The 13,494-nt window shown below is 63.3% G+C and carries 13 protein-coding genes; 9 read left to right on the forward strand and 4 right to left on the reverse strand.

Annotated elements, in window-relative coordinates; genetic code table 11:
- Positions 1 to 7: 7 nt before the first annotated feature.
- The 5 genes from WOB96_RS13365 (at position 8) to WOB96_RS13385 (ending at position 5,287) form a co-directional block, all read left to right on the forward strand.
- Positions 8 to 1,123 (forward strand): CgeB family protein, encoded by a 1,116-nt coding sequence (locus WOB96_RS13365; RefSeq protein WP_341371797.1) that lies wholly within the window; start codon positions 8 to 10, stop codon positions 1,121 to 1,123.
- The gene (locus tag WOB96_RS13370) at positions 1,120 to 2,214 is read left to right on the forward strand and encodes a CgeB family protein (protein ID WP_341371798.1); all 1,095 of its coding nucleotides are present in this window, start codon (positions 1,120 to 1,122) and stop codon (positions 2,212 to 2,214) included. Before WOB96_RS13365 ends, WOB96_RS13370 begins: the two co-directional genes overlap by 4 nt.
- Positions 2,215 to 2,470: 256 nt before the next feature.
- The gene (locus WOB96_RS13375; protein ID WP_341371799.1) at positions 2,471 to 3,379 is read left to right on the forward strand and encodes a DMT family transporter; all 909 of its coding nucleotides are present in this window, start codon (positions 2,471 to 2,473) and stop codon (positions 3,377 to 3,379) included.
- A 75-nt stretch (positions 3,380 to 3,454) separates the two neighbouring features.
- Positions 3,455 to 4,678: an acetylornithine transaminase gene (locus WOB96_RS13380; protein ID WP_341371800.1), complete on the forward strand. Its 1,224-nt coding sequence runs from the start codon at positions 3,455 to 3,457 to the stop codon at positions 4,676 to 4,678.
- A 42-nt stretch (positions 4,679 to 4,720) separates the two neighbouring features.
- Positions 4,721 to 5,287 (forward strand): GNAT family N-acetyltransferase, encoded by a 567-nt coding sequence (locus tag WOB96_RS13385; protein WP_341371801.1) that lies wholly within the window; start codon positions 4,721 to 4,723, stop codon positions 5,285 to 5,287.
- 82 nt (positions 5,288 to 5,369) lie between these two features.
- Here the strand turns inward: WOB96_RS13385 and WOB96_RS13390 are convergent, their stop codons facing one another.
- The 3 genes from WOB96_RS13390 to cutA are packed head-to-tail and all read right to left on the reverse strand — an operon-like array spanning position 5,370 to position 8,149.
- Positions 5,370 to 5,933, reverse strand: coding sequence for a TlpA family protein disulfide reductase (locus tag WOB96_RS13390; protein ID WP_341371802.1), 564 nt, complete (start codon positions 5,931 to 5,933; stop codon positions 5,370 to 5,372).
- 10 nt (positions 5,934 to 5,943) lie between these two features.
- Positions 5,944 to 7,761, reverse strand: a complete 1,818-nt coding sequence (locus tag WOB96_RS13395) for a protein-disulfide reductase DsbD (RefSeq protein ID WP_341371803.1) — start codon at positions 7,759 to 7,761, stop codon at positions 5,944 to 5,946.
- Positions 7,762 to 7,804: 43 nt separating this feature from the next.
- A complete protein-coding gene (gene cutA, locus WOB96_RS13400; RefSeq protein ID WP_341371804.1) occupies positions 7,805 to 8,149 on the reverse strand; it encodes a divalent-cation tolerance protein CutA in 345 nt (114 codons plus the stop codon).
- Positions 8,150 to 8,491: 342 nt separating this feature from the next.
- Here cutA and WOB96_RS13405 point away from each other — a divergent pair, with 342 nt between their 5' ends.
- The 4 genes from WOB96_RS13405 to groL all read left to right on the forward strand — a co-directional run bounded on the left by WOB96_RS13405 (position 8,492) and on the right by groL (position 11,784).
- Positions 8,492 to 9,265, forward strand: coding sequence for an alpha/beta fold hydrolase (locus tag WOB96_RS13405; protein WP_341371805.1), 774 nt, complete (start codon positions 8,492 to 8,494; stop codon positions 9,263 to 9,265).
- Positions 9,258 to 9,686: an FxsA family protein gene (locus tag WOB96_RS13410; RefSeq protein WP_341371806.1), complete on the forward strand. Its 429-nt coding sequence runs from the start codon at positions 9,258 to 9,260 to the stop codon at positions 9,684 to 9,686. The genes WOB96_RS13405 and WOB96_RS13410 overlap by 8 nt, the downstream gene beginning before the upstream one ends.
- A 118-nt stretch (positions 9,687 to 9,804) precedes the next feature.
- On the forward strand, positions 9,805 to 10,095 hold the full coding sequence (groES, locus tag WOB96_RS13415; RefSeq protein WP_341371807.1) for a co-chaperone GroES: 291 nt from the start codon (positions 9,805 to 9,807) through the stop codon (positions 10,093 to 10,095).
- A 42-nt stretch (positions 10,096 to 10,137) separates the two neighbouring features.
- Positions 10,138 to 11,784, forward strand: a complete 1,647-nt coding sequence (gene groL, locus WOB96_RS13420; protein WP_341371808.1) for a chaperonin GroEL — start codon at positions 10,138 to 10,140, stop codon at positions 11,782 to 11,784.
- 112 nt (positions 11,785 to 11,896) lie between these two features.
- Here the strand turns inward: groL and WOB96_RS13425 are convergent, their stop codons facing one another.
- Entirely contained in the window at positions 11,897 to 13,417 is a 1,521-nt protein-coding gene (locus WOB96_RS13425; RefSeq protein WP_341371809.1) for a SulP family inorganic anion transporter, read from the reverse strand.
- Between the last annotated feature and the right edge of the window lie 77 nt (positions 13,418 to 13,494).

Consider the following 13,494-nt stretch of genomic DNA (forward strand, 5'->3'; position numbering starts at 1 on the left):
GGGAAGCTTGCGTATCGTCCTGTTCTATCATTCCCTGCTGTCGGACTGGAATCATGGCAATGCCCATTTTCTGCGCGGGATCGTCAGCGAACTGCTGGCTCGCGGGCACGAGGTCGAGGTGTATGAGCCCGCGAATAACTGGAGCCTGCAGAATCTCCTGGCGGAGCAGGGGGGGGCGGCGGTGGAGGGTTTCCATCAGGCCTATCCGCAACTGCAAAGCCACCTTTATGGCGAAGCCAGCCTGGATCTCGATGCCATTCTGGATGGCGCGGATCTGGTGATCGTGCACGAGTGGAACAGCCATGACCTGGTGCGGCGCGTCGGCGCTCACCGCGCCCGCAATCGCCGCTACCGGCTACTCTTTCACGATACCCACCACCGCGCCGTCAGCGAGCCTGACAGCATGGCCGCCTATGATCTGCGCGATTATGACGGCGTGCTGGCCTTTGGCGGCGTCATTCGCGATATTTACCTGGCGCGCGGCTGGGCGCAACAGGCCTGGACCTGGCATGAGGCCGCCGACACCCGCGTGTTCCGGCCCCTGGAGGCCAGCAAGGCTGGCGATCTGGTCTGGGTCGGCAACTGGGGGGATGACGAGCGCACTGCCGAGCTGCATCAATTCCTGCTCGATCCGGTGCGCAGGCTGGGGCTCAGGGCCCGGGTGCACGGCGTGCGCTATCCCGATGAAGCCAAGACAGCACTCGATGAGGCCGGCATCGATTACGCCGGCTGGCTGCCCAACTATCAGGCCCCGGAGGTCTTCAGCCGCTATCGCGTCACCGTACACGTGCCGCGCCGCTACTACGCCAGCATCCTGCCCGGCATCCCCACCATCCGCGTCTTTGAGGCGCTTGCCTGCGGAATTCCGCTGGTGTCCGCCCCCTGGGAGAATGCCGAGCAACTGTTCCGCCCCGGCACGGATTTCTGGGTCGCCCGCAATGGAGAAGAAATGACCGACATGCTCGATACCCTGACCAATGAACCCGAAGTCGCCCGCGAACTGGCCGCGCGTGGCCTTGAAAGCATCCTGGCGCGTCATACCTGCAAGCATCGCGTGGATGAACTGCTCGATATTTACGCCAGCCTGGAGGCGCCGACAGCGGGCCGGGTGGTGTCCGCATGAAGATCGCCTTCTTCGGATCGAGCCTGGTATCGGCCTACTGGAATGGGGCCGCCACCTACTATCGTGGCATCATCCGCGCCCTGCACAATCTTGGCCACGAAATCACTTTCTATGAGCCCGACGCCTATGGCCGTCAGGAAAACCGCGACATCCCCGACCCGGACTGGGCGCGGGTGGTGGTCTATCCGGGCGAGGGCGAGACCGGCGTGCGCCAGGCCCTGGCCGAGGCCCGGGGAGTCGATCTCGTGGTCAAGGCCAGCGGCGTCGGCGTGTTCGACGAACTGCTGGAGGCCGCCGTGCTCGAGCTGCAGGGCCCTCGCACCCGCGTGGCCTTCTGGGACGTCGATGCCCCGGCCACGCTGGACCGCGTGCAGCACGATCCGGCAGACCCCTTCCGCGCCTGCATCCCGCGCTATGACGTCATCTTCACCTATGGCGGCGGCGATCCCGTGGTCGATGCCTATACCGCCCTTGGCGCCCGGCTCTGCGTGCCCATCTACAACGCGCTCGACCCGGAGACCCACCACCCCGTGCCCGCCGACCCCCGCTTCGCGGTGGATCTGGCGTTTCTGGGCAACCGGCTGCCGGATCGCGAGGCGCGGATGGAGAGCTTCTTTCTGGTCGCCGCCGCAGCGCTGCCGGAACTACGCTTTCTGCTCGGTGGCAGCGGCTGGGGCGACAAGTCCATGCCGGCCAACGTGCAATATGTCGGGCATGTCTATACCCGTGATCACAATGCCCTGAACTGCTCGGCGCTGGCGGTGCTCAACATCAGCCGCGACAGCATGGCCCGCTACGGCTTTTCGCCAGCCACCCGGGTGTTCGAGGCGGCAGGCGCGGGAGCCTGTATCATCACCGACGCCTGGGAGGGCATCGAGCAGTTTCTGGCGCCCGGGCGCGAGATCCTGGTGGCAGAAAATGGCGCCGAGGTGGCCCGCATCCTGCGCGACCTCGATGAGCCTCGTGCCCGCGCCATCGGCGAAGCGGCCCGCCAGCGGGTGCTGGAGGCACACACCTATGCCCATCGCGCCGCCCAGGTGGAGGCCGTGCTGGCGGGGCGGGACGCGTCCGCTCGGCGCGCTACCGGATAACGGTCATCTGGCGCCGTGCCCCGCGGCTGGTCCTGAGCCGCGGCAGGCACCCCTTTACAGCCTGCCAGAGCGAGCCTAGAATCCCCGCCATGAATCTTATCCCCGGCGTGAACCTGATCTGCCTGCCGGCTGCCCTGATCCGACGGGTGGCCAGCATGTCCGTGCGCCGGGAGGAAACCTGATTTACTGATTTTTTCCCCATCCAAGGCCGCGGATCTTTCCAGGATTCGCGGCCTTTTTCTTTGTGGAGGCGAGCATGCCGGTGGCCCTGGCCTATTTCGGCGTCATATTGATCTGGAGCACCACCCCGCTGGCGCTTCAGTGGAGTATTGCGGGCGGCGGCTTTCTCTTTGGCGTGAGCAGCCGCATGCTGCTGGGCGGGCTGCTGGCCCTGGCCCTGTTGCGCGCGCTGGGCAAGTCCCTATCCTTCGAGCCGGCTGCCCGGCGCACCTATCTCGCCGCAGGGCTTGGCATCTACGCCAGCATGATCTGCACTTACTGGGCCGCGCAGTACATACCCTCTGGCTGGATTTCGGTCATCTTTGGGCTGATGCCCATGGCGACCGGGCTCTTTGCCGCGATCTGGCTGCCGGGGCGGGCCTTCAGTCCGGCCAGGGTACTTGGGATGCTCATGGGGCTTGTGGGCCTGCTGGTCATCTTTGGCCGGGGTGTGCAGCATCATCCCCAGGCGGTATACGGCATATTGGCGGTGCTGCTGGGAACGCTCAGCCATGCCGCCAGTGCCGTGTGGATCAAGCGCATCAGCGCCGGCCTGGATGGTTTGAATGTCACTGTGGGCGGGCTTGGGCTTGCTGCCCCGCTGTTTCTGCTGAGCTGGCTGCTGCTCGATGGCGAGCTGCCTCGGCACCTGCCCCTGCAGGCCGGCGTTGCCATTGGTTATCTGGCCCTGATCGGCTCGGTGCTGGGTTTCATGCTCTATTACCAGGTGCTCCGGCAACTGGAGGCCAGCCGCGTTGCACTGATCACGCTGGTCACCCCGGTCAGCGCCCTGTGGTTGGGGCATGTGTTCAATCAGGAACCACTGGGTGTGGATGTCTGGACCGGCACAGCCCTGATCCTCGCGGGCCTTGTCCTGCACGAGCTGGGCGAGCCGCTGTTGCGAGCCTTGCGCTACAGGCATGGCGGCTGGGCAAATAGGCTGTAGTCATTTTTTCGACTATCTTGAAATACAACTTCAACCCAAGCCCTCCAGGGCTTCTCACAGCGCGAGGAGCGGCGCATGTCGGCGCAGATACCGGATTTCGATTCCCTGATGACCATCACCCCCCGGCCGCCCATTGTCATGATGGAGGGCAAGGGTTCCTGGCTGCGCGATCAGGATGGCCGGGAATATCTGGATTTCATCCAGGGCTGGGCGGTCAACTGCCTGGGGCACTCGCCGCAGGTGGTGGTGGACGCCATCACGCGCCAGGCCACGACCCTGCTCAATCCCAGTCCGGCTTTTTATAATGCGCCGATGATCCGGCTGGCGGAGCTGATCGTCCAGCACAGCGGCCTGCACAAGGTCTATCCGGCCTGCAGTGGCGCCGATGCCAACGAAGGTGCGATCAAGCTCGCGCGCAAATGGGGCCAGATCCACCGCAATGGCGCCCATGAAATCATCACCATGTACAACAGCTTTCATGGCCGCACCCTTGCGACCATGTCGGCCTCGGGCAAGCCGCAGTGGCGCGAGCTCTACGAGCCCAAGGTGCCGGGCTTTCTGAAGGCGCCGCTCAATGATCTGATCGTGCTGCGCAACCTGATCACGGAAAAGACCGTGGCCGTCATGCTCGAACCCATCCAGGGCGAGGGCGGCGTCATCCCGGCCGAGGATGACTATCTGCGCGAGTTGCGTGCACTGACCCGCGAGAAGGGCATCCTGCTGATACTGGACGAGGTGCAGACCGGCATCGGGCGCACCGGGCGGCTGTTCGGCCATCAGCATGCCGGCATCTCGCCGGACATCATGACACTTGGCAAGGGCCTGGGTGGCGGCGTGCCCCTGGCGGCACTGGTGGCGCATCGAGATGTCTGCTGCTTTGCGCCGGGTGACCAGGGTGGCACCTATAACGGCAATCCGCTGATGGCGGCGGCCGGTTGCGCGGTGATGGAAACCGTGACCGCGCCCGGCTTTCTCGATGGCGTGAATCACGCTGGCGATTACCTGCGGGCGCAACTGGCCGGCCTGGCGCGGGACTATGATCTGGGTGAAGTGCGCGGCCGGGGCCTGCTCGTGGCGCTGCAGCTAAACCAGGATATCGCACCGGCCATCGTGGAGGCCGCGCGGGATCTCGGCCTGCTGCTCAACGCCCCGCGCGTCAACATCCTGCGCTTCATGCCGGCGCTCAACATCAGCCGGGCGGAGATCGACGAGATGATCCGGCGCCTGGCCGCCAGTCTCGATGCCCTGGGCCTGGTATGTGCGCAGTCAGACGAACCGGCACTGGCCCTGATGGCCTGAGTGGGTGATCTGATTGGCCCAATCGCGCCAAGGAATTTCGCGATGTCTGAAACCAGTCAGGGGATCATGATCTCCGCAAAAGCAGCCCCGCTGTCCTTTCGTCGTGCCGAAGCGGCGGATGTCGATGCCATCGTGCGGCTCGTCAATGCCGCCTATCGGGGCGACAGCAGCCGGGCTGGCTGGACCACCGAGGCTGACCTGCTCGGCGGCCAGCGCACCGATGCCGGAGAGGTGCGGGAGCTGATCGAAACAGATGATTCCCTGATCCTGCTCGGCTATCAGGGGCCGGATCTCGCCGGCTCCCTGCACCTGAAACGGGAAGGCGGATCTGCCTATCTGGGCATGTTCGCTATCCAGCCCACCTTGCAGGGCGCGGGTCTGGGCAAGCGGTTTATCGATGAGGCCGAGCGCATTGCCCGTGAGGAATGGCAGGTGCAAACGATGCGCATGAGCGTCATCGGTTTCAGGCAGGAACTGATTGCCTATTATGAACGCCGCGGCTATCGGCGCACCGGTGAGTTGCTGCCCTTTCCCATCGATCCGCGCTTTGGCATCCCCAGAGTCGAGGGCCTGCAGCTTGAAGTGTTGGAAAAACGTCTGGGCGCTTAACTAGCATCTGCATGAAAAAGGCCGCTTCAATGAAGCGGCCGCTATCTACTATCCCGTTTGAGAATACTGGAATACCCGCGCTTCAGGCCTTTTCCGGAATCAGGCCCTGCAGGGTCTGACGCAGTTCATCCTGCGGATAATAACCGAGGTGGCGCTCGCGCACCTTGCCGCTGCGGTCGATGACGAGCGTGTAGGGCAGGGCGCCCTGGGTATCACCAAAGTCGAGCAGGATCTGGTCGCCCTGATCCCCGGCCAGCAGAATCGGATAGTTCACCCCCATGCGCGCGACGAACTCGCGAATCGGCTCCTCTTCATCCACACCGATGCCGACGAACTGCACACCCTGACCACCGAGTTCCTTCTGCAACTCCACGAACTCCGGGGTTTCCTTCTGGCAGGGCGGGCACCAACTGGCCCAGAGATTGACCACCAGCACCTTGCCCTTGTAATCGGTCAGCTTCACCTCCCGGCCATCGAGGTCGGGGAGGGCGACGCTGGGCGCCACGCTGCTTGTTTCATCGGTGGCGCTGTCCATGACCGAGACTGGCGCGGGTTGCGGGGATTGAAAGGCCTGGTGGCCGAACCAGCCGGCCAGGCCACCGGCCAGAAAGATCACCGGGGCCCAGATGATTGCCTTCGATCGCATGTCCACTCCTTTATTTGCCAGCGCTGGAGTTTACCCGCGCCAGATGCTCAAGGAAATCCGTCGCATCCTTGTAGCCCACCAGGCGCAGGTTGCGGATTTCCTGGCTCTCGGGATCGAAGAACAGGATGGCGGGCGGGCCAACCAGCTGGAACTGCTTCAGCAATTCACGCTGTTCGGCATTGTTTTCGGTGACATCCGCCCGCAGCAGCTGGAAGCCACCCATGGCCTCGCGCACCTGCGGATCGCGGAAGGTGGTGTTCTCCATGCGTACGCATTCCACGCACCAGTCGGCATAGAAGTCCAGCAGCACCGGCTTGCCTTGTGTGCTGGCCAGGGCCTGACGCAACTGCTCGGGCGTGCTGATCGACTGGAAAACCGGGGCCGCCACCGCCGTGGTCTGGCCTCCCCCAAAGCTGATGCCCTCCAGCGGTCGCAGCGGGTCCTTGGCGCCGGTCACGGCACCCAGCCCCAGCAGCAGGCCGTAGGCCATCAGGAGCACGCCAAAGCCCTTGGCAAAGCGCATCCAGCCACTGGCGTCATGCGGCAGGGAATCCAGCACGCGCAAGAAGGTGGCGCTGATGATCAGCAACGTGGCCCACAGGGCCATGGTCGCCCAGGCCGGCAGGATGCGCGACAGCATCCAGATCGCTACCGCCAGCAGCAGCACGCCGAATACGTACTTGACGGCATCCATCCAGCCACCGGCGCGCGGCAGCAGCTTGCCCGCCGAGGTGCCGATCAGGAGTAGCGGCGTGCCCATGCCCAGGCTCAGGGCAAACAACGAGACGCCGCCGAGGACCACGTCCCCGGTCTGGGAGATATAGAGCAGGGCGCCCGCCAGGGGGGCCGCCACGCAGGGGCCGACGATCAGGGCCGAGAGTATGCCCATGACGAAGGTGCTGAAGGTGCTGCCGCCCTTGCCCATGCCCGAGAGCCGGGCCTGCAGGCCCGCCGGCACCTGCAGGTTGTAAAAGCCGAACATCGACAGGGCCAGCAGCACGAACACGATGCTGAAGCCCACCAGCACCCAGGGATTCTGGAAGAAGGCCTGAAGATAGGCGCCGGTCACGCCCGCGATCATGCCGATCACGGTATAGGTGAGCGCCATGCCGAGCACATAGGACAGCGACAGGCCAAAGGCCCGCCCGGTGCTGACCCGCTCGCCCTGGCCGACGATGATGGCCGAGAGAATGGGGATCATCGGGAATACGCAGGGCGTGAAGGCCAGCGCAAGTCCAGCCAGGAAGAAAAGACCCACGATGGTCAGCAGACTGCCGCGCAGGATCTCGGCGAACTGGTCCTGCTCCGAGGCGGGGGGCGTTGCCTGGCCCGTCGCTGCCGCCGAAGCGGGAGCTGTTGCCGCCGCAGCACTCCCTGCCGCCGGCGCGCTGGCGAGATTGAGGCTGATGTCCCTGGTCATCGGCGGATAACAGACCCCGGCATCGGCACAGCCCTGAAACTTGCTCGAAACGGTGATCTGGGCAGGCTTGTCTCCGCTGTAGACCAGCGGGATGGTGGTGCGCACCGTCATGCCCGGATAGACGACCTGTTTGCCAAAGATCTCATCCTCATGCGAGACCCCCTGGGGCATCTGGTAGTTGCCGGCCTTGACGGTTTCCGGCTTTATCGTGACATTGAGCTTGTCGCGATAGAGATAATAGCCCTTGGCGCTTTTCCAGGTGACTTCCAGATGGGTTTGATCCAGCAGCCGGGCGGAGAACTGAAAGGCCTGCTCCGGCTCCAGAAATTCGTCCTCGGCCAGAGCCGGGCTGATAATGAAAATGGACAGCATCCACAAAAGAACAAGATGCGTGATGGAACGGTGCATTCGCTTACCTCGTCATTCAGGGTTTTGCCCTTACAAGCAAAACTCATGCCTTGGTGGACTCCCTGATCCAGTCCAGATATTCCGGCAGGCCGGCGCTGAGGGGAACGGCGATGATCTCCGGCAATTCGTAAGGGTGCAGCGCGCGAATGCGCGCCTCCAGCGCCGGGTAGTTCACGGCCGGGGCCTTGATCAGCAGGGTGCATTCACGGGTTTGTTCGATCTGGCCCTGCCAGCGATAGATGGACAGTCCACTGGGCAGGCAGTGCACGCAGGCAGCAAGCCCCTCATTGACCAGGGCCTGGGCAACCCCTTCCGCGATGGCGCTGTCCGGGCAAGTGCAGTAGGTGAGATAGATGTCGGCATGTTCAGTAGTATCTGATGATAACATGAAAATCCCCCGCAAGGCGGATGTGAACTTTACTCGATTGTGGAAGTCTTATTTGGTGTGAGCAGCCAAGCCTGGTTGTGAGCGCATGTTTCTTTCCTCCTTTGTGGTTTTGGCGGCAGGCTTTCCTGCCGCCTTTTTTGTTGTCCCATGCACAAATCAAAAAATTTCCTGATCCCGGGAACAAATGCATCAGACTCTGGTCTTATTGATTGTGAGCAGCCAAGCCTGGTTGTGAGCGCATGTTTCTTTCCTCCTTTGTGGTTTTGGCGGCAGGCTTTCCTGCCGCCTTTTTTATTGTTGCTAGTAGTTCTGCTCCGCGACGCGGTCGCGTATGATGCCTCCATGCCTTCCGGTCCGGAACGTCCCTTTACCCTCTTGCACGCCAGTGGCGAGCGCCTCGCTGGCCTGATCCACGAGACCGCTGGCCAGCCGGTCGGCATCTATGTACCCGGCTTCAATGCCACCCTGGATGGCCACAAGGCCCAGTTGCTGGCCCAAACGGCACAGCATCGGGGTCGTAGCTGGATCCGTTATGATCCCCGCGGGGTCGGGCGCTCGGACGGGCGCTTTGCCGCCCAGACCCTGAGCCGCGGGCTGGCCGACCTGCATCTGCTGCTGCGCTTCATCGCACCCCGCCCGGCCGTGCTGGTGGGCTCCAGCATGGGCGGCTGGCTGTCGGTGCTGGCCGCCAGTCGCTGGCCTGCCCGCATCCACGCCCTGCTGCTCATCGCACCAGCCTTCAACTTCATCCAGGATCTGTATGTGGGCCTGCCAGAAGCAGAGCGTCAGGCCTGGGCGGATACCGGCACCCGCCGCTTTGCCGACCACTATGGCGGCACGGATTATCAACTCGATTTCACCCTGGTACAGGACGCCTGGCGCCATGATGTCCTGCGCTGGCCGCCGACGCTGTCATGTCCGGTGCACATTCTGCATGGCGCAGCCGACGAGATCGTGCCGCCTTCTCGCAGCATGCGGTTTGTAAAATCGCGTTCCAGTCCCCATGTGCTTCTGGACATCCTGCCTGGCGTGGGTCACCGCCTCAGTGGTGCGGATGCGGCCTTGCTCGGCGCGCTGGACGCCTGCTGGCCCGAAGAGGATCTCATGCATGTATAGACTTGCCATCGTCTGGTTTTTCATCATTCTCGGTGCGCTCGATCTCGCCAGCCTGGTGCTGGTGGGGCGCGCGCTCGGACTGGGGCCGACCCTGCTGCTGCTGTTTGGTGGCATCTTCGTCGGCAGCCTGCTGCTGCGCCGCCAGGGCATGGCGGTCTGGCGCTTCTTTCGCCAGCGGCAATTGGCCGGCGGCCTGCCGGCCCTGGATTTCCTGGAAGGGCTGGTCGGGCTGCTGGCCGCGCTGCTGTTTCTGATGCCCGGCTTCGTCAGCGATGCCCTGGGCCTGCTCCTGCTGTTGCCGCCGGTACGCAAGGGCCTGTTGCGGCGGGTACTGCCCCGCTGGCTCATGCCCTTTCTGACGCGGCGCCAGAAGCCCCAGGGGCCGCAAACGCTCTCAGGCGAATACCGTCGAGAAGATTAAGCAAACTAATGAGGGGGCTTGACAGCCTGATCCGCATGGATAAGATTAGCACTCACCAGCTTCGAGTGCTAACAACACTCTTCTCACCCACCCTGAACCATGAAGGAGGTTTACCTCTATGAAGATTCGCCCCTTGCACGACCGCGTTGTCATCCGTCGCCTGGACGAAGAGCAGAAGACCGCCAGCGGCATTCTGATTCCCGATACCGCCAAGGAAAAGCCCGTCCAGGGTGAAGTCGTTGCCGCCGGCAATGGCAAGATCCTGGAAAACGGCGAAGTCCGCCCGCTGGATGTGAAAGTCGGCGACCGCGTGCTGTTCGCCAAATATGCCGGTACCGAAGTCAAGGTGGACGGCGAAGAACTGCTGGTCATGCGTGAAGACGACATCATGGGCGTCGTTCAGGCCTGACCACACGAGCTGCAACCATTTTCGTAACGGAGGATTCACACGATGCCAGCCAAACAAGTAGCTTTCAGTGACAGCGCCCGCGACCGCATGATGAAGGGCGTGAACATTCTCGCCAATGCCGTCAAGGTCACGCTGGGCCCCAAGGGCCGCAACGTGGTGCTCGACAAGGCCTTCGGCGCCCCCACCATCACCAAGGATGGCGTGTCGGTTGCCAAGGAAATCGAGCTGGCCGACAAGTTCGAGAACATGGGCGCCCAGATGGTGAAGGAAGTCGCCAGTCAGGCCTCCGACGAAGCCGGTGACGGCACCACCACCGCCACGGTGCTGGCCCAGGCCATCCTGCGCGAAGGCATGAAGGCGATTGCCGCCGGCATGAACCCGATGGACCTCAAGCGCGGCGTCGACAAGGCCGTGACGGTGATCGTGGCTGAGCTCAAGAAGAGCTCCAAGCCCTGCAACACCCAGAAGGAAATTGCCCAGGTCGGCACCATTTCCGCCAACTCCGACGAGAACATCGGCAACATCATTGCCGAAGCGATGGAGAAGGTCGGCAAGGAAGGCGTGATCACGGTGGAAGAGGGCTCCGGCTTTGAAAACGAGCTGGACGTCGTCGAAGGCATGCAGTTCGACCGCGGCTATCTGTCTCCCTACTTCGTCAACAACCAGGAGAAGATGACGGCCGAGCTCGAAAATCCCTTCATCCTGCTCTATGACAAGAAGATCTCCAGCATCCGCGACCTGCTGCCCATCCTGGAGCAGGTGGCCAAGGCCGGCCGTCCGCTGCTGATCGTGGCCGAGGACATCGAAGGCGAAGCGCTGGCCACCCTGGTGGTCAACAGCATCCGCGGCATCATCAAGGTGGCTGCGGTCAAGGCCCCTGGCTTCGGTGATCGCCGCAAGGCCATGCTCGAAGACATGGCCATCCTCACCGGTGGTCACGTGATCTCCGAGGAAGTCGGCATGAAGCTGGAGAATGCCAGCCTCAATGATCTTGGCCAGGCCAAGCGCATCAGCGTCGACAAGGAAAATACCACCATCATCGACGGCGCTGGCAGCGAAGCCGACATCAGTGCCCGCGTGAGCCAGATCCGTCGCCAGATCGAAGACGCCAACAGCGACTACGACCGCGAGAAGCTGCAGGAACGCGTAGCCAAGCTGGCCGGCGGCGTGGCAGTGATCAAGGTCGGTGCCGGCTCCGAGATGGAAATGAAGGAGAAGAAGGCCCGCGTCGAGGACGCCCTGCACGCGACCCGTGCGGCGGTGGAAGAGGGCATCGTGCCCGGTGGCGGCGTTGCCCTGATCCGCGCCCAGGCGGCCCTGAAGGACTTCCATGGCGACAACAACGACCAGGATGTCGGCATCAACATCATCCGTCGCGCCATCGAGGAGCCCTTGCGTCAGATCGTCGCCAATGCCGGCGGTGAAGGCAGCGTGGTGTATGGCAAGGTCGTCGAAGGCCAGGGCGCCTTTGGCTACAATGCCGGTAACGATACCTACGGCGACATGTTCGACATGGGCGTGATCGACCCGACCAAGGTGACCCGCACCGCGCTGCAGAAGGCGGCCAGCGTCGCCGGTCTGATGATCACCACCGAAGCCATGGTCTCCGAGCTGCCGAAGGAAGACAAGGGCGATGCCGGCGCTGGTATGGGCGGCATGGGTGACATGGGCGGCATGGGCATGATGTAAGCCCCTGGGGGCCCCGGCCCCCTTTGTCGTACACGGAAAGCCCCGCGCAAGCGGGGCTTTCTTGTTGCTGCTCGCCTGGGCTGGACGGGCCGATGCCCGTGCAGCCCATTTGTTAGTCCGCCACCCGGTAGTGCGGGTCCTCCAGAATGTTCACTTCCACCAGATCGCCGGCCTTTTCCAGTAACTCGCGGCAATCCGCGCTCAGATGACGCAGGTGCAACTGCTTGCCGGCCTTGATATAACGTTCGGCCAGGGCATCGATCGCGGCGATACCGGAATGATCCACCACGCGGGCCTGCTGAAAGTCGATGATGACATCCTCGGGATCATTCAAGGGATCGAACAGTTCCTGGAAGTTCTTGACCGAGGCAAAGAACAGCGTGCCCTGCAGCGAGTAGACCTTGGAACCCTGCTCGTTGAGGGTCGCCTTTACCTCGATGCGCTTGGCCTGTTGCCAGGCAAACACCAGGGCCGAGACGATCACGCCGGTGATCACCGCAATGGCGAGATCGGTCAGCACCGTCACCACCGCCACCAGGATACCGACGAAGATGTCGGGTCGTGGCACGCGACAGAAGAGCCGCAGACTGCCCCACTCGAAGGTGCCGATCACCACCATGAACATGATGCCCACCAGGGCCGCCAGCGGGATCATCTCGATCAAGGGCGAAGCCACCACGATGAAGGCCAGCAGAAAGAGCGCGGCGAAGATGCCCGACCAGTGGCTACGGCCCCCGGACTCGACATTGATCATGCTCTGGCCGACCATGGCGCAGCCGCCCATGCCGCCAAAAAAGCCGGTCACGGTATTCGCCACGCCCTGCCCGACGCAGACCCGGTTGCCATTGCCGCGCGTCTCGGTCAGTTCATCGATGAGGCTCATGGTCAGCAGGGATTCGATCAGGCCGATGCCCGCCAGCACCAGTGAATAGGGCAGGATGATCCACAGTGTCTCCAGGTTGATCGGCACCATTGGCAGGTGGAAAGCCGGCAGGCCGCCGGCAATCGAGGCCAGATCCCCGACACTGCGGGTTTCGAGATTCAGACCCATGACCAGCAGCGTCACCACCACGATGGCCGCCAGGGCGGAAGGCACGGCGCGGGTCAGGCGCGGCAGGAAATGCATGATGGCCATGGTCAGGGCGATGAGCCCCAGCATCAACCCAAGATCCATGCCGCTCATCCAGCCTGTACCGCCATCCGGCGTCTTCACCTTGAAGTGTTCCAGTTGCGCCAGAAAGATCACGATGGCCAAGCCATTGACGAAGCCGAGAAACACCGGGTGCGGCACCATGCGGATGAAGCGGCCGAGCTTGAACACGCCCGCGAGGATCTGGATCAGCCCCATGAGCACCACGGTGGCAAAGAGATACTCCACCCCATGTTGGGCGACCAGGGCCACCATGACCACGGCCAAGGCGCCGGTGGCGCCCGAGATCATGCCGCCGCGCCCACCGATCACAGCGGTGATCAGGCCCACCATGAAGGCGGCATAGAGACCCACCAGCGGGTTCACGCCGGCCACGAAGGCAAAGGCCACCGCCTCCGGCACCAGGGCCAGGGCCACGGTCAGCCCCGACAGGGCCTCGACCCTGAGATTGGAGGGTGAGTTTTTACTGATCAGGTCAAACATGGATTCTCCTTAGACTGACAGCTGCTGGTCCCGCGTCCAGGCGTCAATGGCCTGGGGCTCCGGATGAATTCCGTGCC

This window comes from Thermithiobacillus plumbiphilus (assembly GCF_038070005.1).
Taxonomy (GTDB): Bacteria; Pseudomonadota; Gammaproteobacteria; order Acidithiobacillales; family Thermithiobacillaceae; genus JBBPCO01.

Coding starts and splice junctions, on each gene's coding strand:
- groL (WP_341371808.1), top strand. CDS start 10,138: ATGCCAGCCAAACAAGTAGCTTTCAGTGACAGCGCCCGCGACCGCATG.
- WOB96_RS13380 (WP_341371800.1), top strand. CDS start 3,455: ATGTCGGCGCAGATACCGGATTTCGATTCCCTGATGACCATCACCCCC.
- WOB96_RS13405 (WP_341371805.1), top strand. CDS start 8,492: ATGCCTTCCGGTCCGGAACGTCCCTTTACCCTCTTGCACGCCAGTGGC.
- WOB96_RS13410 (WP_341371806.1), top strand. CDS start 9,258: ATGTATAGACTTGCCATCGTCTGGTTTTTCATCATTCTCGGTGCGCTC.
- cutA (WP_341371804.1), bottom strand. CDS start 8,149: ATGTTATCATCAGATACTACTGAACATGCCGACATCTATCTCACCTAC.
- WOB96_RS13385 (WP_341371801.1), top strand. CDS start 4,721: ATGTCTGAAACCAGTCAGGGGATCATGATCTCCGCAAAAGCAGCCCCG.
- WOB96_RS13375 (WP_341371799.1), top strand. CDS start 2,471: ATGCCGGTGGCCCTGGCCTATTTCGGCGTCATATTGATCTGGAGCACC.
- WOB96_RS13370 (WP_341371798.1), top strand. CDS start 1,120: ATGAAGATCGCCTTCTTCGGATCGAGCCTGGTATCGGCCTACTGGAAT.
- WOB96_RS13425 (WP_341371809.1), bottom strand. CDS start 13,417: ATGTTTGACCTGATCAGTAAAAACTCACCCTCCAATCTCAGGGTCGAG.
- groES (WP_341371807.1), top strand. CDS start 9,805: ATGAAGATTCGCCCCTTGCACGACCGCGTTGTCATCCGTCGCCTGGAC.
- WOB96_RS13395 (WP_341371803.1), bottom strand. CDS start 7,761: ATGCACCGTTCCATCACGCATCTTGTTCTTTTGTGGATGCTGTCCATT.
- WOB96_RS13390 (WP_341371802.1), bottom strand. CDS start 5,933: ATGCGATCGAAGGCAATCATCTGGGCCCCGGTGATCTTTCTGGCCGGT.